24 protein-coding genes are annotated in these 26,731 nt (G+C 43.7%); 13 read left to right on the top strand and 11 right to left on the bottom strand.

The genetic code is table 11. The features are described 5' to 3' along the window. Positions 1-6 precede the first annotated feature (6 nt). Positions 7-1,392, bottom strand: coding sequence for an alanine/glycine:cation symporter family protein (locus DQQ10_RS11120; protein ID WP_112746933.1), 1,386 nt, complete (start codon positions 1,390-1,392; stop codon positions 7-9). A 529-nt stretch (positions 1,393-1,921) separates the two neighbouring features. On the opposite strand from DQQ10_RS11120, the gene DQQ10_RS11115 reads away from it, so the two are divergent. Continuing rightward, entirely contained in the window at positions 1,922-3,418 is a 1,497-nt protein-coding gene (locus DQQ10_RS11115) for a sensor histidine kinase (protein ID WP_112746932.1), read from the top strand. A gap of 85 nt (positions 3,419-3,503) precedes the next feature. On the opposite strand, the gene DQQ10_RS11110 is transcribed toward DQQ10_RS11115, so the two are convergent. Continuing rightward, complete coding sequence (locus DQQ10_RS11110) at positions 3,504-4,925, bottom strand: inorganic phosphate transporter (RefSeq protein ID WP_112746931.1); 1,422 nt, start codon at positions 4,923-4,925, stop codon at positions 3,504-3,506. 309 nt (positions 4,926-5,234) lie between these two features. Between DQQ10_RS11110 and pdeM the strand changes: the two genes are divergently transcribed. The 3 genes from pdeM to DQQ10_RS27930 all read left to right on the top strand — a co-directional run bounded on the left by pdeM (position 5,235) and on the right by DQQ10_RS27930 (position 7,469). Next, positions 5,235-5,882: a ligase-associated DNA damage response endonuclease PdeM gene (pdeM, locus tag DQQ10_RS11100; protein ID WP_112746929.1), complete on the top strand. Its 648-nt coding sequence runs from the start codon at positions 5,235-5,237 to the stop codon at positions 5,880-5,882. Positions 5,883-5,982: 100 nt separating this feature from the next. Beyond that, positions 5,983-7,131, top strand: coding sequence for a CapA family protein (locus tag DQQ10_RS11095; RefSeq protein WP_165823896.1), 1,149 nt, complete (start codon positions 5,983-5,985; stop codon positions 7,129-7,131). 185 nt (positions 7,132-7,316) lie between these two features. After that, positions 7,317-7,469: a hypothetical protein gene (locus DQQ10_RS27930; protein WP_165823895.1), complete on the top strand. Its 153-nt coding sequence runs from the start codon at positions 7,317-7,319 to the stop codon at positions 7,467-7,469. 82 nt (positions 7,470-7,551) lie between these two features. Here DQQ10_RS27930 and DQQ10_RS11085 read toward each other — a convergent pair whose 3' ends face one another. Next, positions 7,552-8,220: a porin family protein gene (locus DQQ10_RS11085; protein ID WP_112746926.1), complete on the bottom strand. Its 669-nt coding sequence runs from the start codon at positions 8,218-8,220 to the stop codon at positions 7,552-7,554. Between the two features lie 318 nt (positions 8,221-8,538). Between DQQ10_RS11085 and DQQ10_RS11075 the strand changes: the two genes are divergently transcribed. Together DQQ10_RS11075 and DQQ10_RS11070 are read left to right on the top strand one after the other, a co-directional pair. Next, the gene (locus DQQ10_RS11075; protein ID WP_112746924.1) at positions 8,539-8,766 is read left to right on the top strand and encodes a YtxH domain-containing protein; all 228 of its coding nucleotides are present in this window, start codon (positions 8,539-8,541) and stop codon (positions 8,764-8,766) included. A gap of 153 nt (positions 8,767-8,919) precedes the next feature. After that, a complete protein-coding gene (locus DQQ10_RS11070; protein WP_112746923.1) occupies positions 8,920-9,372 on the top strand; it encodes a hypothetical protein in 453 nt (150 codons plus the stop codon). A 54-nt stretch (positions 9,373-9,426) separates the two neighbouring features. Here DQQ10_RS11070 and DQQ10_RS11065 read toward each other — a convergent pair whose 3' ends face one another. Both DQQ10_RS11065 and DQQ10_RS11060 read right to left on the bottom strand, forming a co-directional pair. Then, positions 9,427-10,155: a hypothetical protein gene (locus DQQ10_RS11065; RefSeq protein ID WP_112746922.1), complete on the bottom strand. Its 729-nt coding sequence runs from the start codon at positions 10,153-10,155 to the stop codon at positions 9,427-9,429. A gap of 9 nt (positions 10,156-10,164) precedes the next feature. Further along, positions 10,165-11,988: an LTA synthase family protein gene (locus DQQ10_RS11060; RefSeq protein WP_112746921.1), complete on the bottom strand. Its 1,824-nt coding sequence runs from the start codon at positions 11,986-11,988 to the stop codon at positions 10,165-10,167. 134 nt (positions 11,989-12,122) lie between these two features. Here DQQ10_RS11060 and DQQ10_RS11055 point away from each other — a divergent pair, with 134 nt between their 5' ends. Further along, positions 12,123-13,832, top strand: coding sequence for an amidohydrolase (locus DQQ10_RS11055; RefSeq protein ID WP_112746920.1), 1,710 nt, complete (start codon positions 12,123-12,125; stop codon positions 13,830-13,832). Positions 13,833-13,862: 30 nt separating this feature from the next. Here DQQ10_RS11055 and DQQ10_RS11050 read toward each other — a convergent pair whose 3' ends face one another. Next, entirely contained in the window at positions 13,863-14,717 is an 855-nt protein-coding gene (locus DQQ10_RS11050; protein WP_165823894.1) for a hypothetical protein, read from the bottom strand. Positions 14,718-15,352: 635 nt separating this feature from the next. Continuing rightward, entirely contained in the window at positions 15,353-16,561 is a 1,209-nt protein-coding gene (locus tag DQQ10_RS11045) for an acyl-CoA dehydrogenase family protein (RefSeq protein WP_112746918.1), read from the bottom strand. 73 nt (positions 16,562-16,634) lie between these two features. Here DQQ10_RS11045 and DQQ10_RS11040 point away from each other — a divergent pair, with 73 nt between their 5' ends. From DQQ10_RS11040 to DQQ10_RS11025, 4 genes are all read left to right on the top strand, one after another. Continuing rightward, positions 16,635-17,600: a tryptophan 2,3-dioxygenase family protein gene (locus tag DQQ10_RS11040; protein ID WP_112746917.1), complete on the top strand. Its 966-nt coding sequence runs from the start codon at positions 16,635-16,637 to the stop codon at positions 17,598-17,600. Positions 17,601-17,643: 43 nt separating this feature from the next. Beyond that, positions 17,644-19,461 (top strand): toxin-antitoxin system YwqK family antitoxin, encoded by a 1,818-nt coding sequence (locus tag DQQ10_RS11035; RefSeq protein ID WP_112746916.1) that lies wholly within the window; start codon positions 17,644-17,646, stop codon positions 19,459-19,461. Between the two features lie 116 nt (positions 19,462-19,577). Then, the gene (locus tag DQQ10_RS11030) at positions 19,578-21,152 is read left to right on the top strand and encodes an NAD(P)/FAD-dependent oxidoreductase (RefSeq protein WP_112746915.1); all 1,575 of its coding nucleotides are present in this window, start codon (positions 19,578-19,580) and stop codon (positions 21,150-21,152) included. An 83-nt stretch (positions 21,153-21,235) separates the two neighbouring features. Beyond that, the gene (locus tag DQQ10_RS11025) at positions 21,236-21,607 is read left to right on the top strand and encodes a CoA-binding protein (RefSeq protein WP_245970377.1); all 372 of its coding nucleotides are present in this window, start codon (positions 21,236-21,238) and stop codon (positions 21,605-21,607) included. On the opposite strand, the gene DQQ10_RS11020 is transcribed toward DQQ10_RS11025, so the two are convergent. Then, entirely contained in the window at positions 21,584-22,066 is a 483-nt protein-coding gene (locus tag DQQ10_RS11020; RefSeq protein WP_112746913.1) for a hypothetical protein, read from the bottom strand. The genes DQQ10_RS11025 and DQQ10_RS11020 overlap by 24 nt on opposite strands. A 179-nt stretch (positions 22,067-22,245) precedes the next feature. Here DQQ10_RS11020 and DQQ10_RS11015 point away from each other — a divergent pair, with 179 nt between their 5' ends. Next, positions 22,246-23,160, top strand: coding sequence for a polyphosphate kinase 2 family protein (locus tag DQQ10_RS11015; protein WP_112746912.1), 915 nt, complete (start codon positions 22,246-22,248; stop codon positions 23,158-23,160). Here DQQ10_RS11015 and DQQ10_RS11010 read toward each other — a convergent pair whose 3' ends face one another. Genes DQQ10_RS11010 through DQQ10_RS11000 form a run of 3 tightly spaced genes read right to left on the bottom strand, consistent with a single transcriptional unit; the run spans position 23,161 to position 24,522 of the window. Then, positions 23,161-23,394, bottom strand: a complete 234-nt coding sequence (locus DQQ10_RS11010; protein WP_112746911.1) for a hypothetical protein — start codon at positions 23,392-23,394, stop codon at positions 23,161-23,163. It abuts the gene before it with no gap. After that, entirely contained in the window at positions 23,372-23,758 is a 387-nt protein-coding gene (locus DQQ10_RS11005) for a leucine-rich repeat domain-containing protein (protein ID WP_165823893.1), read from the bottom strand. Before DQQ10_RS11005 ends, DQQ10_RS11010 begins: the two co-directional genes overlap by 23 nt. 5 nt (positions 23,759-23,763) lie before the next feature. Further along, positions 23,764-24,522 (bottom strand): leucine-rich repeat domain-containing protein, encoded by a 759-nt coding sequence (locus DQQ10_RS11000; RefSeq protein WP_165823892.1) that lies wholly within the window; start codon positions 24,520-24,522, stop codon positions 23,764-23,766. A gap of 197 nt (positions 24,523-24,719) precedes the next feature. Here DQQ10_RS11000 and gyrB point away from each other — a divergent pair, with 197 nt between their 5' ends. Then, positions 24,720-26,675: a DNA topoisomerase (ATP-hydrolyzing) subunit B gene (gene gyrB / locus DQQ10_RS10995; protein ID WP_112746971.1), complete on the top strand. Its 1,956-nt coding sequence runs from the start codon at positions 24,720-24,722 to the stop codon at positions 26,673-26,675. Positions 26,676-26,731: the final 56 nt, after the last annotated feature.

Genomic DNA, 26,731 nt, shown 5'->3' with positions numbered 1-26,731 from the left:
ATTCAGTTACACGCGCTTAAAATATTCACGTGCTTCCCGCATCACGATAGGCGCTAACTTAAATGCTGATATCATGGTAGGTATTGCCATCAACGCAAAGGCAATGTCTATAATGTTTAATACCAAGTTCATCGACGCAACGGCACCAACGGCAATGGTGCTGAGATAAAAGTAGTCGTACCATCTGCTGGTATGATATCCTACCAAATAAGCAAGTGCCTTTCTTCCGTAATAGCTATAGGAGAATAGCGCGCTGATCGCAAAAACGATTGTACAAACCAGTAAGATATAATCACCGCCAATTGGCATCGCAGCACGATAGGCTTTCGATGTTAGCGTGATTCCTTCAGCTTCTGTTTGCCACACACCTGTCACGAGAATTGCCAAGGCCGTTAATGAGCATGAAAGCAATGTATCGATCGCGGGGCTAAGCATCGAAACTAGACCTTCGCGAACAGGTTCATTGCTTTTAGAGGCGCCCATAGCCATTGGCGAGGTGCCGATACCAGCTTCGTTAGAGAATGTAGCGCGACGCACACCGAGCATAATGATGCCCCCGAGCACACCACCTAAGAAAGGATCGCCCTTGTAATGCGATGGAGCGAAAGCATCCGTGAATATTAATTTGATATAATGCGGAATCTGATCAGCGTACACAAAAAGAATAACCGCTACCGAAATGAAATGCAGCACTACCATTAGTGGTACCATGCGTCCTGCCCAATTGCCTATGCGTTGAATGCCACCAACGATGACGATTGAAACCAGTACGGCAACGATCAAACCGATGGTAAGTTTAGTCGTGCTGATGGAAAGCGATCCGACTGTAAAGAAACTCTCTTTGAATCCTTGTGGTTTCAATCCAATATCGATGATGGCTTGCGTGAGTTGATTGGCTTGAAATATCGGAAGCGATCCGACCATACAGCAAATGCAAAAGAAGGCTGCTAAGAAATGCCAATCTTTGGAAAGTCCTTCGCGAATTACATACATAGGTCCGCCTTGAAGTTCGCCCTCTTGGTCTTTGCCACGGTAAAGGCAAGCCAGGGTGCTCGTAAAGAAATTGGTTGCCATTCCGATCAGTGCAGTAACCCACATCCAGAATAGGGCGCCAGGTCCACCGAGTGCAATCGCAGCGGCTACTCCCGATAGGTTTCCCATGCCTACCGTCGAAGCTAATGCTGTTGACAACGCCTTGTATGAACTGATTTGCCCGGGTGCATTTTGGTCGTCGTATTTTCCGCGAAGAACGTCAATGGCGTGAAAGAAATATCGGTAAATAATGAAGCGAGAGTATAGTAGAAAGAATACACCGCCGCCAATAATCAAGAATAAAACAGGCCACCAAATGTAACCAGCCAGTGCACCTAAAAACACATTAAACTCACTCAAAATCGTAACTGGATAAGGGCCTAAAAGTAGATAAAAAAATTGTCGGAACGATATATTTAAATTTTTCGATGCGCTACCTGCGCGTGCCGTTCATGGAGGTCGGAGTCATTATGGCATCGCTAAAACGATTGAATAAAATAGATGACGCAATTTGCAATGGAGCGGAAACCGATCGCTTGTCGCGTGTGTTATGATGATGCGATCTTAAACCTAGGCTCGTTTCTGTCGGATGTAGTATGCTGCCCTGCACATTTACTAAGGAGATAACACACCATCAACATGTTGGGGGTGTTTTTCCTGATCACTAAATAGGAGACACAAACTAAGTATCCAATTTTTAGTTTTTACGTTCAGTGTTGCAACTACGGCTTTAATCTTTTAAAAATGGCTTTTTATCGCAACCAGAGAAGATTTTTGGATCTAAACAGCATTCGTAACCGAGACTATGTGTTACATGACAAACGTATTGTGATGTTACTCAAACTGAATTGAGGGGTCTGATTTAAACTTTATCTAACGACATTTTGGTATGACAATGCTGGAACATGCGGAGGTAGCCGTGTGGCAAGATCTATTTACGTCAATTATAGAAGATGCCGATTCGAATATTCTCCTGCTCGACGAAGATTTTAAAGTGATCAATCTCAATGCCGGATTCTATTGGGTTTTTATGGAAACCTATGGAATTGAGTTGAGAAAAGGCGCGTCGCTTCTTGAAAGTATGGAAGCCGTGAATCATGAACTTACGCACGAGTGGAAAGATCGTTGCATGATTGCGTTGAGCGGAACACCGATCAAAGTTGAAGATGAATTTGAGATCGATGGCCGTATCTACTATTGGGAGATTCATTTTAAGTCGAGTACCCGACCTGATGGCGTTCAAGTCATCTCTGTTTTTAGCCGCGACATCACGGTTCGAAAGGCCTATCAGAAAAAAATTGTAGAGAGTGAGGCAAATCTTCGGTCAATCCTCAATACAATCGACGATAGTATTTGGCTCGTCAATGCCGATAATGAGTTAATCGATTTTAATAAAGAGTTTTACAAAAGATACAAAAGTGCATATGGCGTTCGTTTAAAGAAGGGCGCAAATATCTTGGCATTAATCCCCGACGGGCTTGTTGAGCTTCGCGAAACCTGGAGAGCACGCTATGAGCATGGTTTGAAAGGACGACCGGGGAAGTATTTTGATACTTATACGATTGAAGAGGAGTTGCGCACATTTGAAATTAAAACATACCCCATCGTGGAGAACGGAAAAGTGACAGGCCTTACGGTGTATTCGAGGGATATTACGAATCAAACAAAGGCAGAAGATTTATTAAAGAGACAAAATGAAGAGTTGATCAAAATCAACGCCGAGCTCGATCGATTTGTATATAGTGCTTCGCACGATCTACGGGCACCCTTGATGTCGGTGAAAGGGTTGTTGAATATGATCAAGCTTGATCCCGATAAAAAGAACCAAGAAAACTATCTCGCCCTCATCGAGAAGAGCGTAACCAAACTCGATAGTTTCATCTCAGACATCATTCTTTATTCACGCAATTCGCGCATGGACATCATGCCGAAAGAAATTGATTTCCACGAATTGCTACAAGAGTCGATTGATTCTTTAAAATACATGGAAGGAGCGGAGGCCGTGCGGAGTATTCGGAAGGTGGAAATTAAAGGGGCGTTCTATTCCGATTACAGTAGACTACTCATTATTTTCAATAACCTGATCTCAAACGCCGTGCGCTATCGCGATGCTTGGAAGAAGGATCAGTTTTTAAAAATTGAAATCACAGCCGATGCACAGAAAGCCGTGATCGCATTTACCGATAATGGTATCGGTATACAACAAGAATATTTGGATAAAATCTTTAAGATGTTCTTCCGGGCGAATGCCGACAGTAAAGGATCAGGACTAGGTTTGTATATCGTCAAGGGCGCTATCGAGAAACTTGAGGGCTCTATTCAGGTGCAATCAAAACTTGGAGAAGGAACGACATTCTCGATCGAAATTCCGAATCGTAAAGTGTAGCCATAAGATATTCAGTTTGCAGGGAAGTAAAAAGCCACCTCGATATTGAGATGGCTTTTTATATGGCCGAAAGATCGACGATTAATTAAAAGATTGATCGGAATAACAAGAACAATGTTCCCGCCATAATCATGACCACTGGCAATGTGAGCAGCCACGCCATCAGGATATTTCTGATCGTATCCTGCTGAAGGTTTTTAACACCTTTACTGGCCACCATACTACCTGCGATACCGGAGGAGAGTACGTGTGTTGTGCTCACCGGCAATCCGAATGATGATGATAATCCAATGGTACTGGCCGCAACAAGTTCTGCACTTGCTCCCTGCGCATATGTGAGGTGTTCTTTTCCTATTTTTTCACCAATCGTTTTTACAATCCTTTTCCAGCCTATCATCGTACCAAGCCCTAAAGAAAAGGAGATCATCAGAATCACACCCGTAGGAGCGTAATCGGTTATTCCGCGAAGTTTTTTTAGTTCTGATTTCACTTTGTCCTTATCACGTGAACTCAATTTCACTTCAGGTTTGGCAGTGATGGACGTTAACGTGCGATCCAACAGCATGATGTCTTTACGAACCTCGAATCGCTCTGCTTTAGGGATGTCTTCCACATCTCTTAACGTAGCGAACCGCGATTGTAACCTCGCATTCATCAATTTTGTTGCAGCAAGTTTTTCACGATCAGGCTTTGATAAAGACATCGAGTCGATCGATGATACGATGTATTCGATATTGGCCAAAGGCTTCGGAAGTTCAGTTGGATCAAATCGTGAGTCGAGTGCAAAGTACGCTGGAACGATACCAATGAGGATCAGCATCACAAGGCCGACACCCTTCTGGCCGTCATTCTGTCCATGAAAGAAACTAACAGCAGAACACGTAAAAATCAGGATTGCCCTGATCCAGGTTGGCGGTGGTTGATTTTTTTTGGGCTCTTTAAAAAGACTGTCTCCGTAAGATGTCTTCTTCGTGGTGATGCGAAGAAGATACATGATGATGATGGTCATCGAAAATCCGAACAGTGGGGAGAGGAGTAACGACATTCCTATTTTTTGAGCTTCTCCCCAGTTTACGGCATCGCCAAGCGACCCCGGGAGTAGTGAATAGGCCAAGCCTACACCTAAAATGGAACCAATCAATGTGTGTGAGCTGGAGCAAGGAATTCCGAAGTACCACGTAAGCAGGTTCCAGAAAATGGCCGTTCCGAGAAGTGCCATAACCATTGCCAGACTGTGACTTAAATTCTGGTCTACCAGTGTTTCGACAGGTAGTAAATTTATGATTTTAATCGCTACTGATAATCCAAAGTATACGCTGATGACAACACCGAAAAAATTACAGATACCGGATAGTATTACGGCGTACCAAGGTTTAAGAGAGTTCGTGTAGATGACAGTAGCTACTGCGTTGGCTGTATCGTGAAAGCCGTTAACAAATTCGAAACCGCAGGCTGCTATTAAACAAATTATCAGGAGTACGGTATACGACAAGTCTAATTCAAACATACCTTAAATATTCGAGCGCAATCTAAGCCGAATTCAAATGCCGCAGGTTATGGCTTTAATAAGTTTTTTTAATTATTACCGTACGAGTGTCCATTGATAATCTTGATTGTCAAGTTGTTATATGTTAAGATAATTTGTAAAAATGTTCTAAATCCGTTGATAATCAGCAAGGCTAGCGTTGAGACGACGCTGATCTGGATTATTTCAGGTTGTTTTGTTGTTCCGACGGCGGAAATAAACGTGACTGCTATGATGATATTTGGGTAAAACATCAAAACTTGTGTCCAGGGATCTTCACGCTATCTTGCCATGATGAAGTCAGTATCTGTTACAGTGAAAGAGGAAGTATTTGCGTTGTGGCCTGAGAAAGCAATTCACTGGAAGCGTATGAACGCGCTTCTAATTGCTGATCTGCACATTGGCAAGATCAATCATTTCCGGAAGTCGGGCATTCCTGTTCCGCGCAAAGCAAACGATCACAATATTGAAGTGTTGGTTGACCTGATCCAGAAGATCAAGCCGCTGCGTGTTATCTGTCTTGGCGATCTTTTTCACAGCCACTACAACTCGGAGTGGGAAGTTTTCGGAGAAATCACCAATCACTTCAAAGCAGTGGACTTCGAGTTAGTACTTGGGAATCACGACATCATGAGTGAACGTCAGTATGAGCGAAAGGGATTTCGTGTGTTCGACGAGTTACTGTTAGATAAATTCATTTTTACACATCATCCTTTAGAGACTGTTGCGCACGATCATTATAACCTTGCTGGGCATATTCATCCCGGTGTTACACTGCGCGGAAAGGGCAGACAATCGATGACGTTGCCGTGTTTTTATTTTGGTAGTCAGCAAGGATTGTTACCTGCATTCGGAGCTTTCACGGGACTTGCAACAATTCAACCCAAGAAGGACGATCAAGTTTTTGTGATTGCCGAAAATGCGGTGATGCAAATGTAATTTCGCTTTTACCGGTCGCAATGTGATTTGTGATGACCGCAACCAATAGAATATTTTTCATTAATTTCAGCGGCGTCAGATGTTCGAAATAAATACAAACATGAGAATACTTATACTACTTTTTTTAATCACAAGTTCCACCTTCGCGCAAGACACAACCAGACTGTCTATCATTTTTGGCGGCGACATTATGGGGCACGATTCACAAATTGCTTCCGCGTATGATCCAGTGAAGAAAGTTTATGACTATACATCGTGCTTTCAGTTCATCAAACCATATTTAGAGTCGGCCGACCTTGCGATTGGAAATCTGGAATTGACTTTCGCGGGACCACCCTATAAAGGTTATCCGCAATTCAGTTCTCCAGACGCATTGGGAAAAGGATTAAAAGATTCAGGTTTCGATGTTCTTGTGACAGCCAATAATCATTGTGTAGATCGCGGACGGAAAGGACTCGAACGCACCATCATGATGCTTGATAGTTTGGATATTCCGCACACCGGTACTTTTATCGATACCGTGAGTAGGCTGAATGACTCACCGTTGATCATCGAGAAAAATGGTTTTAAGCTGGCATTGTTGAATTACACTTTTAGTACGAACGGATTGCCAGTAACGAAGCCGAATATCGTTAATCGCATTGATCGTGCAATGATTAAAAAAGACCTAGATAAAGCGAAGTCGTTGAACCCCGATGCGATCATCGTGTTTACACATTGGGGCGTGGAGTACGAAAGTCTGCCCAGATCGGCAGATGTTGATATCGCCGAATATTGTTTCAAACATGGCGCAAAGCTAGTGATTGGCGCGCATCCACATGTATTACAACCGATGGAGTGGCGAAAAGAGAAAGATCAATTTGTGGTATACTCGTTGGGGAATTATGTTTCTGGTCAGCGCAAGCGTTACACGGATGGTGGTGCGTTGGCGGCGATTGAATTGGAGAAAATATCACGACAGCAAGATAGTACAACGCAGGCAACGAGTGTTACCAGGATCAGCAATGCTTCTTACTACTTGCATTGGATCTATCGCACGGTAGACGCACAAAAAGATTATTACATGATGCCTGTTCACAAAGTAGAGCACGATGCAGAAAGTTTCATTAAGGATGCTGCTTCAAAAGCTGCGTTTAAAGTGTTTGCTGAAGACTCTAGAAAGCTGTATCAGAAGCATAATAAAAATGTGAACGAAGGTCCGTTGTTGAATCAAATATCGGCTGTCGTTACAGAAGAGAAGAAGCCTTAGCAAAGACCTATTTTGAATTACCCATTCCAGGATTGAGAAATTAGCTTGCGCGAAATACATTCTATTTTCGTTTAGGAAACGGTGTGTCCGAGAAAATTGACAGAATTGGCTGATTCTGCTCAAACGGTGCATGCGCCATCATTGTGGCATCATTTTTCGAATAGGCCTCACCAAACAGTGAGGTTATGAATGATGTAGTGGTAATGTTTTTGGCCTTTGTCGCCACGTATTTTGTGTTCATGTATTTCGCATATCGTCTTGCGAAAGTGTTTTTCCCAACTGTCGATTACAAAGTTGATTACGTTGAGGAAGTGCGTGACAATGAAAGTGGAAATTAAAAAGCGCTTGTAATAGTTGCTTTAACAAAAGAAAAAGCCTGATGTAAACGTTCAGGCTTTTTTCATGGGTCTTTTGTAAGTCTTATTCTTCTGCACCGTCATAATTGAGGTTGAATGCGATGTAGAGTTGTGCAAATTGATTTTTTGCATTTCCAAACACATTCTTTGCAGATCTGCTTTTTGCAATTTCGTTTAGACCGAGGTTATAGCGACCGCCGATTTGAACGCCACCCAAGTTGAATCCAATACCGCCGAGTACCCCGTAGTCTACACTGTTGAAGTTGTCTTTATCAACTTCGTCGAATGTGTCGCCAAGGTCGCCATCAGAATCGATGCTTGCACCCAACAGATACGAACCATAAGCACCTGCGTGAATCTCCATTGCTTTACCAAGTTTGAAAACAGCAAGTACCGGCAGATCAAGATAATTCAAGTTGAATTTTGTTTCTTGATCGATGAGTCCATCTGTAACGGCTTTAGTACCCTTAGTAGAGTATAACAATTCGAGTTGTAATGCCGCTACGTCACTGGCTACGGGTTGTCCGAAGACCCCGACGTTAAAGCCATAACGTGCGTCTCTGTCATCAACATCACCAGTGTATAGATTGCTCACATTCAATCCCCCCTTAATACCAGCAGCAGGTCTATTACCCTGTGCGCTCGAATCGTAGGAAACCAACAGCGTCAAAACCACTACGAGAAATGCTACACCATATCCTACGAAAAAACGATTCTTCAATTTTCTTTTCATACGTTGTTAAAAAATTTGTTCTGCTGCGTCTCCTAAGAAGAAGATGCCAACGCGAGTAGGAGGTAGCAGCACCTTGCTGCGAGGGCCGCGGCGATTCCTATATATCTGCGTTGGAAACACCTTTTTGAGGGAGCCAGGAGATATTACAGCGGTGGGAAGAATGTTCAACAAGCTGTGGAAATATTTCACGACCGCGCGTAGAAAGTGACGACTTGTTGGCGTGAAAATCTTTGAATTTCGAAGATTCGGGCGGTCGCGCGCGCCAAAAAACTTTGGCTTTATTATTTCTCATCAACTCGGTAAAAACGAGTGTGTCCTATGAGTATTTCAGCGAAAAATTTAATCGGAGGGTTGGTAATAGGATCGGTCCTTGGAATTGTAACAGGTTTACTGGTTGCGCCGAGTAGCGGAAAACAAATGCGAAAGAAACTAAAAAGGAAATCTAAGAAGTATTCGCAAGATGCTATTCAGGCGGTAAAGCAATATTTAGAAAGCAAGAAAAAGTCTGAGGGAAAAGGTGCGTATTACAAAATGGAAGCGCAATGATCGGAAAGCTTTGTAAGCAGTTGACACAACAAATGCTTAGAAGAGTTCGATTTAGAAAAAGTGAAGAGACATCTGCTTACCAGGAAGTGCAAAAACAAAAGAAGGAAATTGTAGCCTTCATTAAATCAATAGAAAAGTTAAATCGATAGAACGATGAAAGTCTTTTTAAGAATTGCAGTGTCGCTTTTGTTGACTTATGGATTATTAAGTCTCACGAACTCGTGTACCAGTTCTACACGCGACAATGAAACACAAATATCAACAGATTCCGAAAGTGAAGACTGGAGTGAAGATCTGAAGGCAGAACGGGAACAGCTTAAACAAGACCTTCGGGAGCTCCGTGATAAAATTGATGAAAAGATAGAGCTTACCGATCAGCAACTGCAACGCGGTACGGATGAAGCCAAGCAACGCCTCACCGCTGTGCGTCGCGAATTGATCGAAGAGCGCGAGGAGGTTGAACATACTTTGAAAGATGTTGAAAAGTCTTCGAAAGAAACGTGGAATGAAGTCCGGGAAAGTGCGAGAAACACCTTCCAGGATGTGAAAAAAGAAATGAATGAACTAGGTGATCGTCTTGCTGATCTTTTTAGTTCCGTTTCTTAAATCATTTCACACCTTGATAACCGTCGCGCCCGCCTTCGTGACGGTTTTTTCTTTTTAACGACGTCTACGTTTAGCGCCACCACGCGGTTGACCTCCGCCACCAGAATTGAAGATTAAACCGATTGATACTTCAAGACCCATGAAGTCAATCTTTGCATCGTCGAAACTATCGCCAACATCAACGATTTCAAAACTGCCGTCATTGCCGCCAACATAGGTTCCCTTTAGCGGGAATTTTGATTCACCCATTAGATAGTTTCCTTCGAGTGAAATACCGAATTGATCATTGATGTACACGGTGAGTTCCGCGCCAGTATGAAATCCAAATCCAGGTTTGTTTTCAAATTTCAATTGGCTATTGGCCACCTGCCAACCTTCATAAGCTCGGATCGCCCGATCCATGTTCCCGTAATTGATACGCTGATCAAAACCGTAGAACCCAAACGCACCACCCTTGATGTCGAACTGCACACGGCTTCCTTTGAGCTCAATAACAAGCTCGACAGGAACGAGAATGGTGAAGTTCGGTCCCACTAGCGACTTCTTACTTTCAAATGGCAAGTCTTTCAAATTCATTCCCGACATGCGGTACAATGATGCACCCGTTTCCAACGCAAGAAAGTTCGTGATGTTGAACCCTAACCCGCGAATTGAAAATGGACTAATCGGTGTAGAGAACTCACCATTCTTCGGGAGGAAGTAGGAGAACGATAATCCAAACTCTTGCGCGCGACTGTTTAACGCAATAGCAAGGAATAGTAGGGCGATGCAATATTTTTTCATACGGGTAGTTTATCGACTATTGTAATCACTGAACAAGGTTTGTTGGTATGCCTGGCTCAAATCTTTGGTTTGATCATCAACGTTAATACCTTTCAAGAATTGTTTGCCGGGGTTGTCGTATACGACGTAACGGTTGGGCTGAAGAAATCCATAACCGTCGTTGAAGAAGTAGGTAGCAAAAGACACGACGTTCTTAGCCAGAAGATTTTTGCTGAATTTGAATTCAGGATGTGGCTTGTCTATTTGCGCCAATATTGTATTTGCAATATCGGTTTGTCCTCCCATCGTATGTATCGTCGTGTCTCCTTTAATTGCACCACCGAGTAATAGCAGCGGAATTTTGAAACGTTCTTTATCTTGAATCGCTTTGTTGCGTGGATGACGATGACCATGATCGGCTGTAATCACGACCAAGGTGTTTTTCCAAAAAGGTTTTTGTTTAAGCGCTTCAATAAAATCGCCGAGACTTTTGTCGGTATAATTGCATGAGTTAAGAAAAAGTGATTCTTCGTCGCTGCCTTGGATGTGGGATTTAAATGGAACGTCAAATGGCTCGTGACTACTTAACGTCAAAATTACTTTTGTGAATAACCCCGTGGTTGTGTCAAGTTCGGCTAGCGCTTTGTTGAACATGAAATGGTCATGAATACCCCATTTGGAAATATTCTTCGCATCATCAAAGTCGTCCATGGTGGTGATGTGATCGTATTGACCGACGGTGAAATACGATCGAAAATTCGCAAAGTCTATATCGCCGCCATAGATAAAGGAAGATCGGTATCCAAGTTGTTTTAGTAATGGATTGAGCTGTGGAAGCGATTGTGTCTTCGACGGATTTTTGATAATTGACGTCGTAGGTTGCGCGGGGTATCCACTTAAGATGGCAATCACACCTTTATCGGTACGATCTCCGCTGGCGTAGAATTGCTCAAAGAGAATACCTTCCTTACAAAGTTTGCTCAAGTTCGGAGCAACGCCAGCGACACCGCCCAACGGTTCAATAACATCGGCCGTAAAACTTTCCAAAATGATAAAAATAATATTGGGACGATTTGTATTGAGCAGCTGTACTGTTGAGTCTGTTGTTGGATAGAGTGATGTGAAAAGTTGCGCGGCTTTTTGCTTATCGAAAAAATTTTCAGGATAGTTATCGTTACTACCTTTTTGCAGGCTGTAAAGGAAATTCCAGATCACGTTGATGGCGACATGGTTTGCGTACGCCTTCGTCTTATGAAAATATACGAAGCCACTGTTCATCGGCGCAACACTGAAACTTCCACGTATGGGAATGAACATCAATGCTGAAAGAACCAACATGAAGAGCGCTGTTGAGTTTTTGGTCTTGGTGATTTCCTTTACCCTGGCGTGAATGGTTTTGAAATACATCCACGAAAAAAACGCGGTGAGCAAAATCCACGTGCCGACTAATTTTACGATGACCAAAAGGTCAACGCTTCCAACGGCGCCCGAACCCATGTAGAAGAAAGGAGAGTTGTTCATTCGAAACCCCCAGTGTCTGTAAAGTTCCATATCGGCGACAATGATAAGTCCAGCGAGTGCGATGAGCGTAATCGTTACTGCGGCCAATGTTACGGCAACCCAGCGCTTTGGAGAAAAGACGGATGCCGTTAAGAGTAGACCTGAGAGCGCTAGAAAGTAGCCGCTTATACTTGCATCCATGCGCAGTCCATTCAACATGGCAAGTAATATTTCTTGGGCAGTTAGTGATGCAGACAGTTCGATATTGTTGATTAAAAATATCACACGGCCAATTATCATGAATGAAAGCCAGAACGAGCAGAGCGCGAAAAATATAGAAAGCCTTTGACGCATGTGTTTATTTGAATCGACAAATATAACCGCTAAAATTTGTTGAACATGCGCGAGACAGAAAATACCGTTTGTCAAACGGCATTTGGGTAGCAACGCGTGATCGCTTACATTAGGGCATTAACCTGAACTGACTTATGCGCCTAAAGTTACTCTGCTTTATCGTCGGCATTCTCTTTTTTCAATGCACAAAGCAAGCTTCCGCTGACCTGATTATTCGTAACGGAAACATCTACACCATGGATGAGCAATCTCCTATAGTCTCTGTAGTGGCCGTGCGTGATGGTGTAATCGTGTATGCCGGCGACGAATCTGGTGTTCCCGAGATGACAGGAGAGGATACCAACGTGATTGACTTGGATGGCGCGACGATGACCCCGGGACTTATCGAAGGACATGGTCATATTATGGGGATAGGTTATAACGAAATGAACCTCGACCTGATGAATGCCGCAAGTTTCGATGAGATCGTATCGATGGTCAAGAATGCATCCGAGAAAGCGCAGCCAGGTGAATGGATTGTTGGCCGCGGTTGGCACCAAGATAAATGGACGACGAAGCCAACAGATTTAGTAAAAGGATTTCCCGTGCACAAGTTGTTAAGTGAAGCATCGCCGAACAATCCTGTGTTACTACACCATGCTAGTGGACACGCTGCCATGGCGAATGCCAAAGCAATGGAAATTGCTGGCGTTGTTGCTTTGCCGAAAGAGGGATTACAATCATCACCCATTGAGGGTGGAGAGATCATTCGTGACGACCGTAATAATCCCACGGGAATATTTGTGGAGCGGTCGATGTCCCTCATCACGAAACATGTGCCTGCCGCAAATCAAGCATCAGATCGAAAAGCATTGATGCTGGCCATCGACGCGTGTCATCGAAATGGGATCACTAGCTTTCACGATGCCGGCGCTTCTCGGACCGCTCTAGATTTGTTTCATAAGCTAAAGGCAGAGAAAAAATTGTCGTTGAGGTTATATGCGATGGTAAGCGGAGAAGATCCAGCACTGATGAAGGAATGGTTTCAGCGCGGCCCAGAGATAGATGCAGACCATTGGTTAACCATTCGATCGATCAAACTTCATTGTGATGGTGCCTTAGGGTCACGAGGAGCTTGGCTCTTGGAGCCCTACGCCGACCGTCACGAAACGTCCGGGATGCCAACCTATCCGATGGATTCAGTTCTTGCTGTGGCGAGGCTAGGATTGAAACATGGCTTTCAAATCTGTGCTCATGCCATTGGCGATCGCGCAAACAAAGAGATTCTAGATCGTTATGAGATAGCCTTTAAAGAGAATGCAGCAGGAGCGAAGGACCATCGTTTTCGTATCGAACACGCCCAACATCTTCATCCCAATGACATCGCTCGCTTTGGGCAGCTTAAGGTGATACCGGCGATGCAGGCAATTCATATGTCATCGGATAGACCTTGGGCAATAGACAGGCTAGGCAAAGCGCGTATAAAATCGGGTGCGTACATGTGGCAGGCGCTCTTAAAATCAGGCGCGCGGATTGTGAACGGCACCGATGCTCCTGTAGAACCCATTAATCCGATTGCGTCCTTCTATGCGTCCGTTGCACGCAAAACGTTGAAGGGCACACCACCGGAAGGTTACGAGTCAGATCAGCGCATGACGCGGGAACAAGCATTGCGTTCGTATACATTGGATGCTGCTTACGGCGCTTTCGAAGAAAATATCAAAGGTTCCATCACCGTTGGTAAGCTTGCTGATTTCACCGTACTAAGTCAGGATATCATGAAGATTGAGGAGGGCAAAATTTTGAAGACGGACATTGTGATGACTATCGTCGGTGGCAAGGTTGTCTATAAACGGAAAGTTTAAAGCGAGCCTCAGAACGTCGGCTATCGCTTACTACTTTTCTAACTCTTGCAACGTAAATACTGGTGTTTCGAGCGTATTGCTTCGGTTTTTCGCTCGATCTTTTACATAGATCTGAAGTTTAAATTCTTTGTCACGCAGCACATATGTATGGCCTATAGAATACATTGCGTATGCAATGCTTCCTGTGGTTTTTGACGTTCGTTTTACCCGGAAAGGTCCGCCGGCAGAAATCCATTCGTGATGTGTTGTATTCGGAATTCTGGGAAAAGTATTTGAGAACGCATTACATCTATCATCACGATAAAATGCTTCAATAAATTTATCGCCTTGTTTCTCTAAAATTTTCACTTCCAAATTATAGAGATGTTCGCGGTTGTAATAAATCTCGTCGGCGATTCGAACAATGTCTCCTTCGTCTTCAAAAGACGTATACTCCTGGTCAATAACGTCAATGTCTGTTATTGTGCAATCGATGTACGTGTAACTGCAACTCACGTCGGTTGGCAGCGTGGGCATGCCAGGTTTATCCCGCATGGATTTTGTCAAAATCTTACCTTTAATTTGTTTCGTGTCTAGTTGACCGAAACCATCGATGATGAGGGGCGTCGAATGAAGTTGATTATTGGCGTCGACATAGTAAATATGCATGTATCGTTCACCGGCTATGAAGTCCTTACCGAGGTCACCTTCTTTGTCTTTGAAATTAATTGTAAGGACTAATGAGTCTGCTCCTCCTTCTGCTATATTGCCGCGACCAAATGTAAGGTCTACGAAGCTAATGTTAGGCGTCGACGAGATTTCTTCGTTATCGTCACATGCGTTAAACAAACATAGGATTAGAATTGATAAGAAAATGACAGCTATCAGCTTAGATGGACAACGCATAAATCGGGGTTATGACTGGCGAAATTAGGTAAAATCATTGACAACAATTGCTTCTGAAACTTGGAGTTATGCGATGGCTGGTCAAGGTTAAGAGAAGCGTCCTTGGTGTTCACCCCATGACTTGGTTTGTGAGCCGCAGCTTCTCAAACCTGAAGTCTTGATAGTAAAGCTGCGAATTCCTACCCAAGATCCGCTATAGAAGCTCCAAAGAAGCGACCATTCGCTAGACACTATTAGTACAAGATGAGTACAGGATAAGTATAAGATGAGTACAGGATAAGTATAAGCTCTTATGGTACATGGTAGATTAAAGACAAGTAAAGGGCGGAGCTTTCAGAGGATCAATAGTCTTACACATCGAAAATATTGCAATGCCAGTGAAACGTTCTTTGTGAAAAATTTAAAATTGATTTGGGTACAGTTATTTCCTTTTCAAATCTGAGGACGTAATGCATTCTTCGGCCTGAACTGTTCGTAATTTGATTGCGGAGGAAATTCTTTCGATCGATGGGCAGTAGCACAAGGCAGAAGCTGAAATTGAAGATCGCGTTGCATCACGATCCTCAACTTTCTTGTGTAAGATCAACCTAATCCCACTTTGTTTAACATGTGGCGTTTGTGGGAATTCGTTACGACTAAAAGAACGCAGGAATGCCGGTGATGTTATTGCCCAGAATCAGCAGGTGAATATCATGCGTACCCTCATACGTTACCACAGATTCTAGATTCATCATGTGTCGCATAATCGGATATTCTCCTGTAATGCCCATGCCGCCGTGTATCTGTCTCGCTTCACGTGCGATCTCGAGAGCAACATGAACATTGTTTCGTTTGGCCAGTGAGATTTGTGCCGTCGTAGCTTTGCCTTCGTTCATCAGCGTGCCTAATCTCCAATTGAGCAACTGCGCCTTGGTAATTTCACTTAACATCTCAGCGAGTTTTTTCTGCACGAGTTGGAACGATGCAATCGGTTTTCCGAATTGAATACGTTCAAGTGCATAGCGTCGTGCAGAGTCGTAACAATCCATCGCTGCGCCAATAGCACCCCACGCGATTCCATAACGCGCGGAATCAAGGCACATTAAAGGCGCGCCAAGTCCACTTTTACCGGGAAGTAGATTTTCCTTTGGAACTTTCACATTGTCAAAAACGAGCTCGCCTGTAGCACTCGCCCGTAGCGACCATTTGCCATGTGTCTCGGGTGTTGAGAATCCTTCCATACCGCGCTCAACAACGAGTCCATGCACGCGGCCTTCTTCATTCTTGGCCCAAACTACCGCGATATCTGCGCGCGGCGAATTAGAGATCCACATCTTTGCGCCATTGAGCAAATAGTGATCACCCATATCTTTAAAGTTGGTAACCATTCCACCTGGATTAGAACCGTGATCAGGTTCTGTTAACCCGAAGCATCCGAGCCATTCACCTGACGCAAGCTTGGGAAGATACTTTTTCTTTTGCGCTTCACTACCGAATTTATAGATCGGATACATTACTAAAGATCCCTGCACCGATGCTGTTGATCGCATGCCGGAGTCACCACGCTCGATCTCTTGCATGATGATGCCATACGAAATATAATCTAAGCCGCCGCCACCATATTGTTCTGACACCGTTGGCCCAAAGGCACCGATGTCGCCAAATTTTTTAACGATTTCGTAAGGAAAATGCGCGCGTTGTGCCCAATCTTCAACGTATGGTGTAATTTCTTTTTTAACGAAATCACGTATGGAACTTCGAATGAGTTTATGTTCAGCGGTCAACAGATCGTCAATCGCGTAAAAGTCTGGGTGATCATAAACATCTTGTTTCAATGATTTTTTTGAGCTTGCGTCCTGTGCCATATACATTACGATTATTCCATTAACTTTCCGTTCAAATTTACACAAGTAATTCACATTCTGATTAAATAACAAGATGACTGAAAATCCTGTAGACCCGAATCTGATTGAACAACTGAAGAAACTGCAAGCGAAGTATGATGCGATGGGCCAAGATCTTTCGTCTTACCTCGATGGATTGCTATATTCAGACTATCTTACCTATTGGGATTATATACATTTGGATACGTTGTTAAGTCTGCAGAATCCGAAGACACAATTTCCCGATGAGAAGATTTTTATCATGTATCATCAAATCACCGAATTATATTTTGGATTGATTATTCATGAGCTCAAACAGATTGTTGCGAAAGAAAACATATCAGAACATTTTTTTATCGACAGACTCGATCGGCTTATACGCTACTTTAAGCAGCTAGAAAATTCATTCGACATTATGGCTGATGGTATGGAGAAAGAGCAATTCTTAAAGTTTAGAATGGCCCTGCTTCCGGCCAGTGGTTTTCAATCGGCGCAGTATCGTTTCATTGAGATTTATTCGACAGACATGGTGAATCTTGTTAATACAGAAGACCGTGATTCACTGGAGGGTGCCGACGTCGGAAAACTTGTTGAAAAATTATATTGGCGAAGCGGCGCGACGGAATTAGCAACGGGTAAGAAGACACTCACGCTTCAACAGTTTGAGCAAAAATATCTGAATGATTTTTACGACACAGGTGTCCTTGTCAAGAATAATAATCTGCGACGCCTTTATCAGCAGAATTTTATAAGCTCACCGCGCCAAGCAGAAATCGCTGAACGTTTACGTCAATACGATTCCTTGGCAAACGTCCATTGGCGTTTAGCCCACCTGAAATCATCAGGTCGTTACCTGCATAAAACACCTAAAGACATTCAGGCTACAGGGGGTACGAATTGGCAGAAGTATTTGCCACCGCGCTTTCAAAGAATAATGTTTTTTCCTGAGCTCTGGAATGAAAAAGAGAAGGCCGATTGGGGAAAAAATGCAGTTGTGGAGGCCATTACAGGGCATTCCTAAAATCAATTGTTTAGTGTAATTTTAGGATGCTAAATCCCTAAGTGTGCGCTTTGTCGTTATTATTTTGATCGTGGTTGGAATGCTGGGTGCTGTCGTCGCGCATGGCCAGGGCAAAACACGTCAGACGTATCACGATGCAAAAAAGCAGCACGTAAAAGAAATCTACCAGGTAAAAGACACTGTCCGCAATATTCTACACGGACGATACATCTCGTACTATCTCAATGGCAAGGTAGAGTCTAAAGGCCTATTTGAGAACAATGAAACCACCGGTGTTTGGGAATTTTATTATGAGACCGGCATATTGAAGATGCGCGGCATTCTTTTCAAAAGTTCTAACTATGGACTGTGGGAATATTTCTTCGAGTCCGGTAAGAAAAGTATGGAAGGGATCATCTACGGAAAAAATAGAGAAGGAGAGTGGAAGGTTTACTACGAAAATGGACAGATCAAAGAAATCGGCGAATACAAAAACAATAAGCGCACAGGCTTGTGGAAATTGTATTATGAAAGTGGTGCATTGAAAGGTGAGTGTGATTACAACGATGACTTTGGTCGCTACACGGAATACTATCATTCAGGTAAAGTGCAGGGCGAAGGTCCACGCAATGGCTCACGAAATACCGGACACTGGAGATTTTTCACAGAAGACGGAGTCCTTCAAAGTGAAGGTGATTTTGAAAACGGTAAAAAGCACGGCGATTGGAAGAACTACTACACGTCGGGTAAGTTATCGTCTCAAGGCAAATATGTAAATGATCAACAATCGGGGCCGTGGGAATATTATTTCGATACAGGGTCAGGTCCGACGGGCGTAACGCAGATTAGCTCGCGTGGCGAATTTAAAGATGGAAAGAAGCAAGGGCCGTGGAAATCTTTGAATATCAATGGAACGTTGAAAAGTGAAGCAGACTTTAACCTCAATAGCGGTGAGGTGAGGGAATATCACGCGAGTGGAAAACTGAAGTCGAAAGGGAAGGTTGTTGATGGTAAGAAGCAAGGTCACTGGGAATATTATGCCGAAGATGGGAAGCTTGAAGGAGAGGCTGAATTCGAGAAAGGGAAAGGAACGTATAAAGGATATTTTCCCAATGGTAGTTTACAAACCAAAGGGACAATGGAAGATGACTTAAAGACGGGTACGTGGGAGATTTACGAGAAGGATGGTAAGCTGTCGGGATACTACAAGCCTTTTTATGAAGACCGTAAACTCGGAAAGGAAATTGTTACGTTGGCAACGAAGAGCAACTATGCGAAGAAGGTAACCAAAGCAAAACGTTTCATGTACTTTGATGAACGCATCGGAGAATTTCGCGGATTGATATTCGCGTCCAATCCAGTGTGGATGGCGGCAGGTAGACTTCCCTTAAGTTTAGAGTTTTATCTCCAAGAAAGATTAGGACACGAATTCGAGTTTATTGGTATTCGCAATCCTTTCTTCAAAGCTGATATTGATGTGCCCGCAGGGAAGCAATTTGAGCGCGGTTACAGCGCCAGTATCAAACAAAAGTTTTACAATCCACTCAAAGCAGGGATGTGGTACTTTGGTCACGAAATCAGGTTCACCAACGTTGGTCATTTTGTAAATGAGCGGATTATGATTTCGCAAAATCAAGTTTTTACGTTCAATGCTGTAGAGCAACGGATTGAGTATGGACCTGTGTTAGGGTACCGTATCATGGGAAAGAACAACATCAGCGGATTTACCATCGATGTATTCGTTTCGTACAACCTGGGCTATCGCGGTTTCGATGTAGATCCAAATTTTGAATCCTACTTTGAAGATCTCAACAAAAAAGAGTTTTCAAACTCATTTCACTTTGGTTTAAATCTTGGCAACGCGTTTTCATTTCGAAACTGAAAATCAGCGTTTGCGCTAACAAGATTCGAAAACCTTTATGTTTCTTTGTAGAAAATGTAAGTATGACTGACGTCCAACGATGTCGTACTGAATCTGAGGGATAAAAACCTTCCAATATGCGCACAGTAGAAATTACACTTTCGCCACAAGAGGCATTCGATGAGGCTTTGTTCAATAAGGCCGTATATCACAAGCTTGGTTTCCGTGAAGATGATCATGTCTTCATTCATCCGATCAAACGGTCGATCGATGCACGTTCGCGTCAAGTGATCGTCAGGTTGCAATGCGAAATTTATGAAGGTGATAAGCCGCCTGCATTAACGTACAACAAGAATTTGCCTTCTGTGCGTGACAAGAAACCAGTAATTGTTGTTGGGAGTGGCCCCGCAGGATTATTCGCAGCGCTTCGGTTGATCGAATTAGGGATGCGTCCCATTGTTTTAGAACGCGGCAACGATGTGCAGCTACGACGCCGTGATCTAGCAGCAATCAACAAAGATCAAATTGTTAATCCAGAATCGAACTATTGTTTCGGTGAGGGCGGCGCAGGAACATACTCCGACGGAAAATTATACACGCGGTCCAAGAAGCGCGGCGACATCAGGAGAATATTGGAGATTCTTGTAGCGCATGATGCCAAACCAGATATTCTGTTCGATGCGCATCCACATATCGGGACAAACAAGTTGCCGCGAATTGTTGCATCTCTTCGCGATAGCATCATTGCCGCTGACGGCGAAGTTCGGTTTGGAACAAAAGTTACGGATTTGATTTTGCAGGGGAATCGTATCACCGGGGTTGTGACACAGCATGGCGAGAAGATTAACGGCGAAAGCGTAATCCTTGCGACGGGGCATTCGGCCCGAGATATCTTTGAATTGCTTCATGCAAAGAAAATCTTGATAGAAGCCAAACCGTTTGCTTTAGGCGTGCGTGTTGAACATAGCCAGACGTTGATCGATCAAATTCAATATCATTGTCCCATCGATCGCGGACCTTTTCTACCAGCTTCATCGTACGCATTGGTTCATCAAGCGAAAGTAAATGGGCAGGATCGCGGTGTATTTTCCTTCTGTATGTGCCCGGGTGGATTTATCGTACCAGCGGCTACCATGCCGGGAGAAGTTGTGGTGAATGGTATGAGTCCGTCGCGACGCGATTCAAAATATGCCAACTCGGGTATTGTGGTCGCAGTCGATGAAAATGACTTCAAGCCCTTTGCACATCACGGGCCATTGGCGGGCATGTACTTTCAGGCTTCCGTGGAAAAGCAAGCTTGCGCAATTGGCGGAGGAACACAAGTTGCGCCAGCACAACGTTTGGTTGATTTTGCAAATGGAAAAGTTTCATCATCACTACTGGATACCTCTTATCAACCAGGGCTAGCCTCTGTAGATTTAAAGAATGTGCTTCCCAAGGCTGTGCACTCGGCGTTGCAGCAGGGATTTAAAAACTTTGGCTCAAAGATGAAAGGATATTTCACCAACGATGCCCAGGTTGTTGGGGTGGAAAGCAGAACATCTTCGCCAGTGAAGGTGCCACGCGATAAGGAAACATTAGAGCATCCACAAATCGAGGGGTTGTTTCCTTGCGGAGAAGGGGCCGGCTATGCAGGCGGTATTGTGTCTGCAGCGATGGATGGCGAGCGATGTGCTGAAGCAGTAGTCAGTGTGTTGGGTATCAGAAGCTAACGTTCCGCGATCGACGTACGTGACCGGGCATGGGAATTTTCTGCTGTAATTTATGTTATAGCTTCAATCAAAAATTGTGAATCGTGAGTACAAAAAAAACAGCTATCATAGGCGCAACCGATAACCCAAGCCGATATGCTTATCTGGCTGCGAATATGTTAAAGCAATATCAACATCCAATCGTACCGTTGGGCATAAACAAGGGAGAGGTTGCTGGGACAAAGATTTTAGATCTTCGTGAGAAACCTCAAGTAAGTGATCTTGATACCATTACGTTATACATCGGGCCGCAACGCCAACCAGAGTGGTACGATTATATCATCGGTTTGAAACCAAAGCGCATCATTTTCAATCCTGGAACAGAAAATCCGGAGCTTGAAAACCTCGCGAAACAAAACGGTATCGAAACGTGGGAGGCGTGTACGTTGGTACTACTGAGAAGCAATCAATACTGATTGAGGTTTTAAGACACCAACCAGTGCAATCTTCCATACTTTTGTTTTCTTGTCGCGTTCGAGAATTCTAATCTCGGTTTGTTCAGGTCCGGCGAGACCGTTTGTAATCACACGTTGTTTGAAACGTGCGAAGGCACCGTCGCCGTAGACACGAATCTCCATCCAATCACGCTTAATTTCGATAGCCTGAGGTTTAGATGTGATGAAATAGTCGTTGAACCCAATTTCGATAGCACGCCAACCTTCGTATTGTGTTATACCCGCAGAATCGACGTACGACCAATAGGCGTAGGGTGAGTGCACCCAACTGTCGACCCAGGTTTTATAATCAATTTCAAAGTAGGCCTTCGTTTCTCTCTCTATCGAAGCTTTTATGGCGTCAATGTCATTGACTTTTTGCGCCATCACCGTAAACACCAAAAGCAAGCAAACAATGAACGTTAAGATGTACTTTTTCATGGCTGTGGACTTTTAAAGGTGGGTAATGAAATTTAACGAAAACGCGTTACATTTCATCGTCTAGAACAGGGGTATTTTCTTGATAAATATGTCACGAAGTTCCCAAACTGTATTAATTTAAACTGCATCATCATCATTGTATCAACCTCCAAGACGACCACACTCATAACTGATCTACCATGGTTTCAAAAGAACTTCTCGCACAGATTAAAAAACTAAAGGTTAAACCTGATCAGACTAAATTCAGTCTGAAAGATTATAAAACAGAATATAAAGGCGACGCGCTGGACAAGGAGCAAGGGCTTGCGCTCTTGGAAAAAGGTAAAGAAGACCTTGCCGTTTTGCAAGACAAGCTCTACGTACACAATCAATATAGCGTATTGATTATCCTGCAAGCGATGGATGCTGCGGGGAAGGATAGTACGATTAAGCATATTTTGTCGGGCTTAAACCCAACAGGTGTTTCGGTGCACAGCTTCAAGGCGCCAACGTCGCATGAGTTGGATCACGACTTTTTCTGGCGACATAGTTTGGCATTGCCCGCACGTGGTGAAATAGCCATTCACAATCGCTCACACTACGAGAATGTGTTAGTGACCCGTGTACATCCGGAATACATTTTGGGCGAACGATTACCGGGTATTCATAAAGTTGATGACATAGACGAAAAGTTTTGGGAGAAACGTTTGAAACAGATTAATCGATACGAAAAAAACCTGCATCAAAACGGTACAGTCATTTTGAAATTTTTCCTTCATGTTTCCAGAGACGAGCAGAAGAAAAGATTTTTGGAACGGATAGAAGACCCGACAAAAAATTGGAAATTCGCGATGGGAGACCTGAAGGAACGCGCGCGCTGGGATGATTATCAATACGCTTATGAGCAAGCCATTCAGGCGACGTCAAAAGATCATGCGCCGTGGTTTGTAATACCCGCCGATGATAAATGGTATGCTCGACTCGCCATTGCGACATTGATCTATGAGCAGTTTGAAAAACTTAAGCTGGGTTATCCTGCGGCGAATCCGGCACTCCAAGAAGAACTCATCAAGGCAAAAGAAATGCTAATGGCTGAGTCGGACAAAAAGAAGTAGTTATGGTTGCGTGCCTGAGTATTGTAGATAAATTTCTTTCGATTTAAAGTCTTCAAATTTATGATGAAGCAAATTCAGTGTGGTTTCATCGAAAGGATTGTTAACGAGCGTAATGATTTTTAGATTTGGAAATTCAAGAATATAGTTCGGTATCGAATTGAAGTAGTTATCAGAAAGGTCTATCTCCTCAAGCTTTGTTAGGCGTGATATGTTAGGAGGAAGTTCCCTTAGCATATTTAGATTGACCGCGTAACACCTTTAAATCTTTTAGTCGGGCAAGTTGTCGCGGCAGGTGTGTGAGCCGGTTGTCGTATGCGTATAATTCATTTAGTTTTTCCATTGAACTCAAAGTGTCGGGCAAACTGAAGAGCTTGTTGTGCGCGACGAAAAGAATTTCAAGTGATCGCCAATTAGCAATGTCATCGGTCAATGAATCAATCTGATTGAAGTATAGGTCAATAATCTTTAAACCTCGCAGTAAATAGACGCCGCGCGGTACAGTGGTGAGCCGGTTGTTGTATAACGACAAGAACTCAATGTCTTGGAGGGATGCGATGGCGGCATCAATCTCGACGATTTCATTGTGATTACAATTCAATCTGTTTAGCGATGGGAAGTTTGAAATTGAAGCTGGAATCTTGCGATGTTGTTGTGCTGTAGCCCAAGTCTTTTTAAGCTTTTGAGTTTGGGTAACATATCCTTTTCGAGCGTGATGGCATTGTGTTGGAGAATAAGTTCTTCGAGTTTTTTATTTTGTGAAATATCTCGTGGGAATTCGGTTAATGCACACTCGGAAAGATCGAGTGTCTTTAAGCTTGATAAATTTCTAAATCGTGATGGATGCGACCTCGTATTCTCGCCGTGAATTGTGAAGGACGAGATCGTTTTGTTTTTGCCGAACAACACTCGCTTTTGACTTGAATTATTTAAAATGGAAACCGTCGTCAGTTTTCTCAACGAAGGTAAACGCTGGATTTTTCTTAGACTGCAATTGACGATTTCTAATTGCTGGAGATTCTTGCAGTGGGACAAGATACGCGGAAGTGATTTCAGTTTCTTTCCCTCTATGCTCACAGCGGTAACGCGCGATAGATCGTTAATTAGAAATAAACTATCAATGGGTGTCTTGTTTTCATCGGCGTAGTAGAGACGTTTCATTTTTAAAATGGCTTGTCGGGCGAAAATTGTGCGCGCCTTTTCAAGACTGTCGATGTAATCAAGTTGTGGACGTGTTTTCTGATAGGCCATTTCAAGGAGCCTGTCTAGATGTGCGAGTTGAACCGAATCTTGAGTAGTTTTATAAATCGCAACAGTAGCAGGTTTGTAACGGTTTGGAGACTGCGCGTGAAGCGAAGTGCTCATCGTGATTAGGGCGTTAAGAAGAAGCACAAAATGAAGGAACTTTTTCCCGCGCATCATCAAAACTAAAAACTTAGTTATTAAAAGCAAAGGGGTGTCTAACGTGCTCTTTTTCAATCAAAAAATACTTTTAATTTTTCCCTGAAATATGCGGGTTGGGAGGCAAAAAAACTTATTTTTGACGGTTTCAAAAATTGATGATGAGCGAAGAGAAAGCTACAGTTCAGGCAAATTATTCAGCCAGTAATATTCAGGTTTTAGAAGGATTAGAAGCAGTACGGAAACGTCCTGCGATGTATATCGGTGACATCGGGATAAAGGGGCTTCACCATCTTGTATGGGAAGTTGTCGATAACTCGATCGATGAGGCACTTGGTGGCTACTGCGATACGATCCATGTAAAAATCCATGAAGATAATTCCATCAGCGTAGCCGATAATGGCCGCGGTATTCCTACCGATATTCACGAGAAAGAAAAACGTTCCGCACTTGAAGTCGTTCTGACGGTACTTCACGCGGGGGGTAAGTTTGATAAAGGCTCATATAAGGTTTCTGGTGGTCTTCACGGTGTGGGTGTATCCTGCGTGAATGCGTTATCAGAAATGTTGCACGTAACGGTTTATCGTGAAGGAAAAGTCTTTGAACAAGAGTACGAGCGCGGCGGGCCGAAATATTCCGTTCGCGTGATCGGGGAGACGGACAAGAGAGGAACAACAGTTCACTTTCTTCCGGATAAGCAGATATTTCCAATTACAGAATACAATTACGAGACGGTTGCGTCGCGCTTACGTGAGCTTGCGTTTCTAAACCCAAGAATTACGATCCACCTTACCGATCTTCGTGATAAGGACGAGAAAGGCGATGCGCGTGGAGAAACATTCTATTCTGAAGGTGGTCTTCGCGAGTTTGTCGATTATATCGATGCAACACGTGAGAAACTGATTCCAGCACCGATCTATATTGAAAACGATAAAGGCGAAATTCCAATTCAAGTAGCACTTAGCTACAATACTTCGTTCAGCGAAAACTTGGTGTCGTATGTGAATAACATCAACACGCACGAAGGCGGGACGCACGTATCCGGATTTAGAAGAGCGCTCACCAGAACATTGAAAGGATATGCCGACAAGTCTGGTCTTCTCGAAAAGGTGAAACTAGACATTAGCGGTGATGACTTCAGAGAAGGTTTAACTGCCGTTGTATCGGTAAAAGTTGCGGAACCTCAATTCGAAGGACAAACCAAGACAAAACTTGGTAACTCGGACGCGATGGGTGCAGTAGACACTGCAGTAGGTGAAGTTTTGCAGGCCTATCTTGAAGAGCATCCGAAGGAAGCTAAACTTATCGTCAACAAGGTTATTCTTGCGGCACAGGCACGCCATGCGGCGCGGAAAGCGCGCGAGATGGTGCAACGTAAAAACGTATTGAGCGGCACGGGATTGCCTGGTAAACTGGCGGACTGTTCGAGCACCGATGCCGGTATTTGCGAATTATATCTTGTTGAGGGTGATTCAGCGGGTGGATCTGCAAAGCAAGGTCGTGATAGAAATTTCCAAGCGATTCTTCCACTTCGCGGTAAGATTTTGAACGTCGAGAAAGCGCAAGAACATAAGATCTACGAGAACGAAGAGATCAAGAATATGATCACGGCACTCGGTGTAAGCTTTGGCACACCAGAGGACGATAAAGGTCTTAATATGACCAAGCTTCGTTATCATAAGATCATCATCATGACCGATGCCGATGTCGATGGTAGTCACATTCGTACGCTTATCCTGACCTTCTTCTTCCGATATATGAAAGATCTGATTGAGAGTGGTTACGTGTACATCGCGTTACCGCCGCTCTATTTGGTGAAGAAAGGGAAGGAAGAGCGATATTGCTGGAATGAGGAGGAACGTGAAGCACTTGTGAAAGAACTCGGTGGTGGTAAGGATGAGTCGGTTTATGTACAGCGTTACAAAGGATTGGGAGAGATGAATCCGGAGCAGCTTTGGACGACGACGATGGATCCTAGCAAGCGTTCATTGAAGCAAGTGAGCATTGAATCGGCTGCTGAAGCGGATCACTTGTTCTCGATGTTGATGGGAGATGAAGTGGCGCCACGTCGTGAGTTCATCGAGAAAAATGCGAAGTACGCTCGGATTGATATTTAATATTTGATACTTTCAACCGATTCGGTGCAATTGCCGTTGTGTTTAGGTATCGCATT

Origin of the sequence: Pseudochryseolinea flava (assembly GCF_003286915.1) — a bacterium.
Classification (GTDB): domain Bacteria; phylum Bacteroidota; class Bacteroidia; order Cytophagales; family Cyclobacteriaceae; genus Ohtaekwangia; species Ohtaekwangia flava.
The sequence above is the reverse complement of the archived record's forward strand: the minus strand, read 5'-3'. Positions and strand labels throughout refer to the sequence as shown.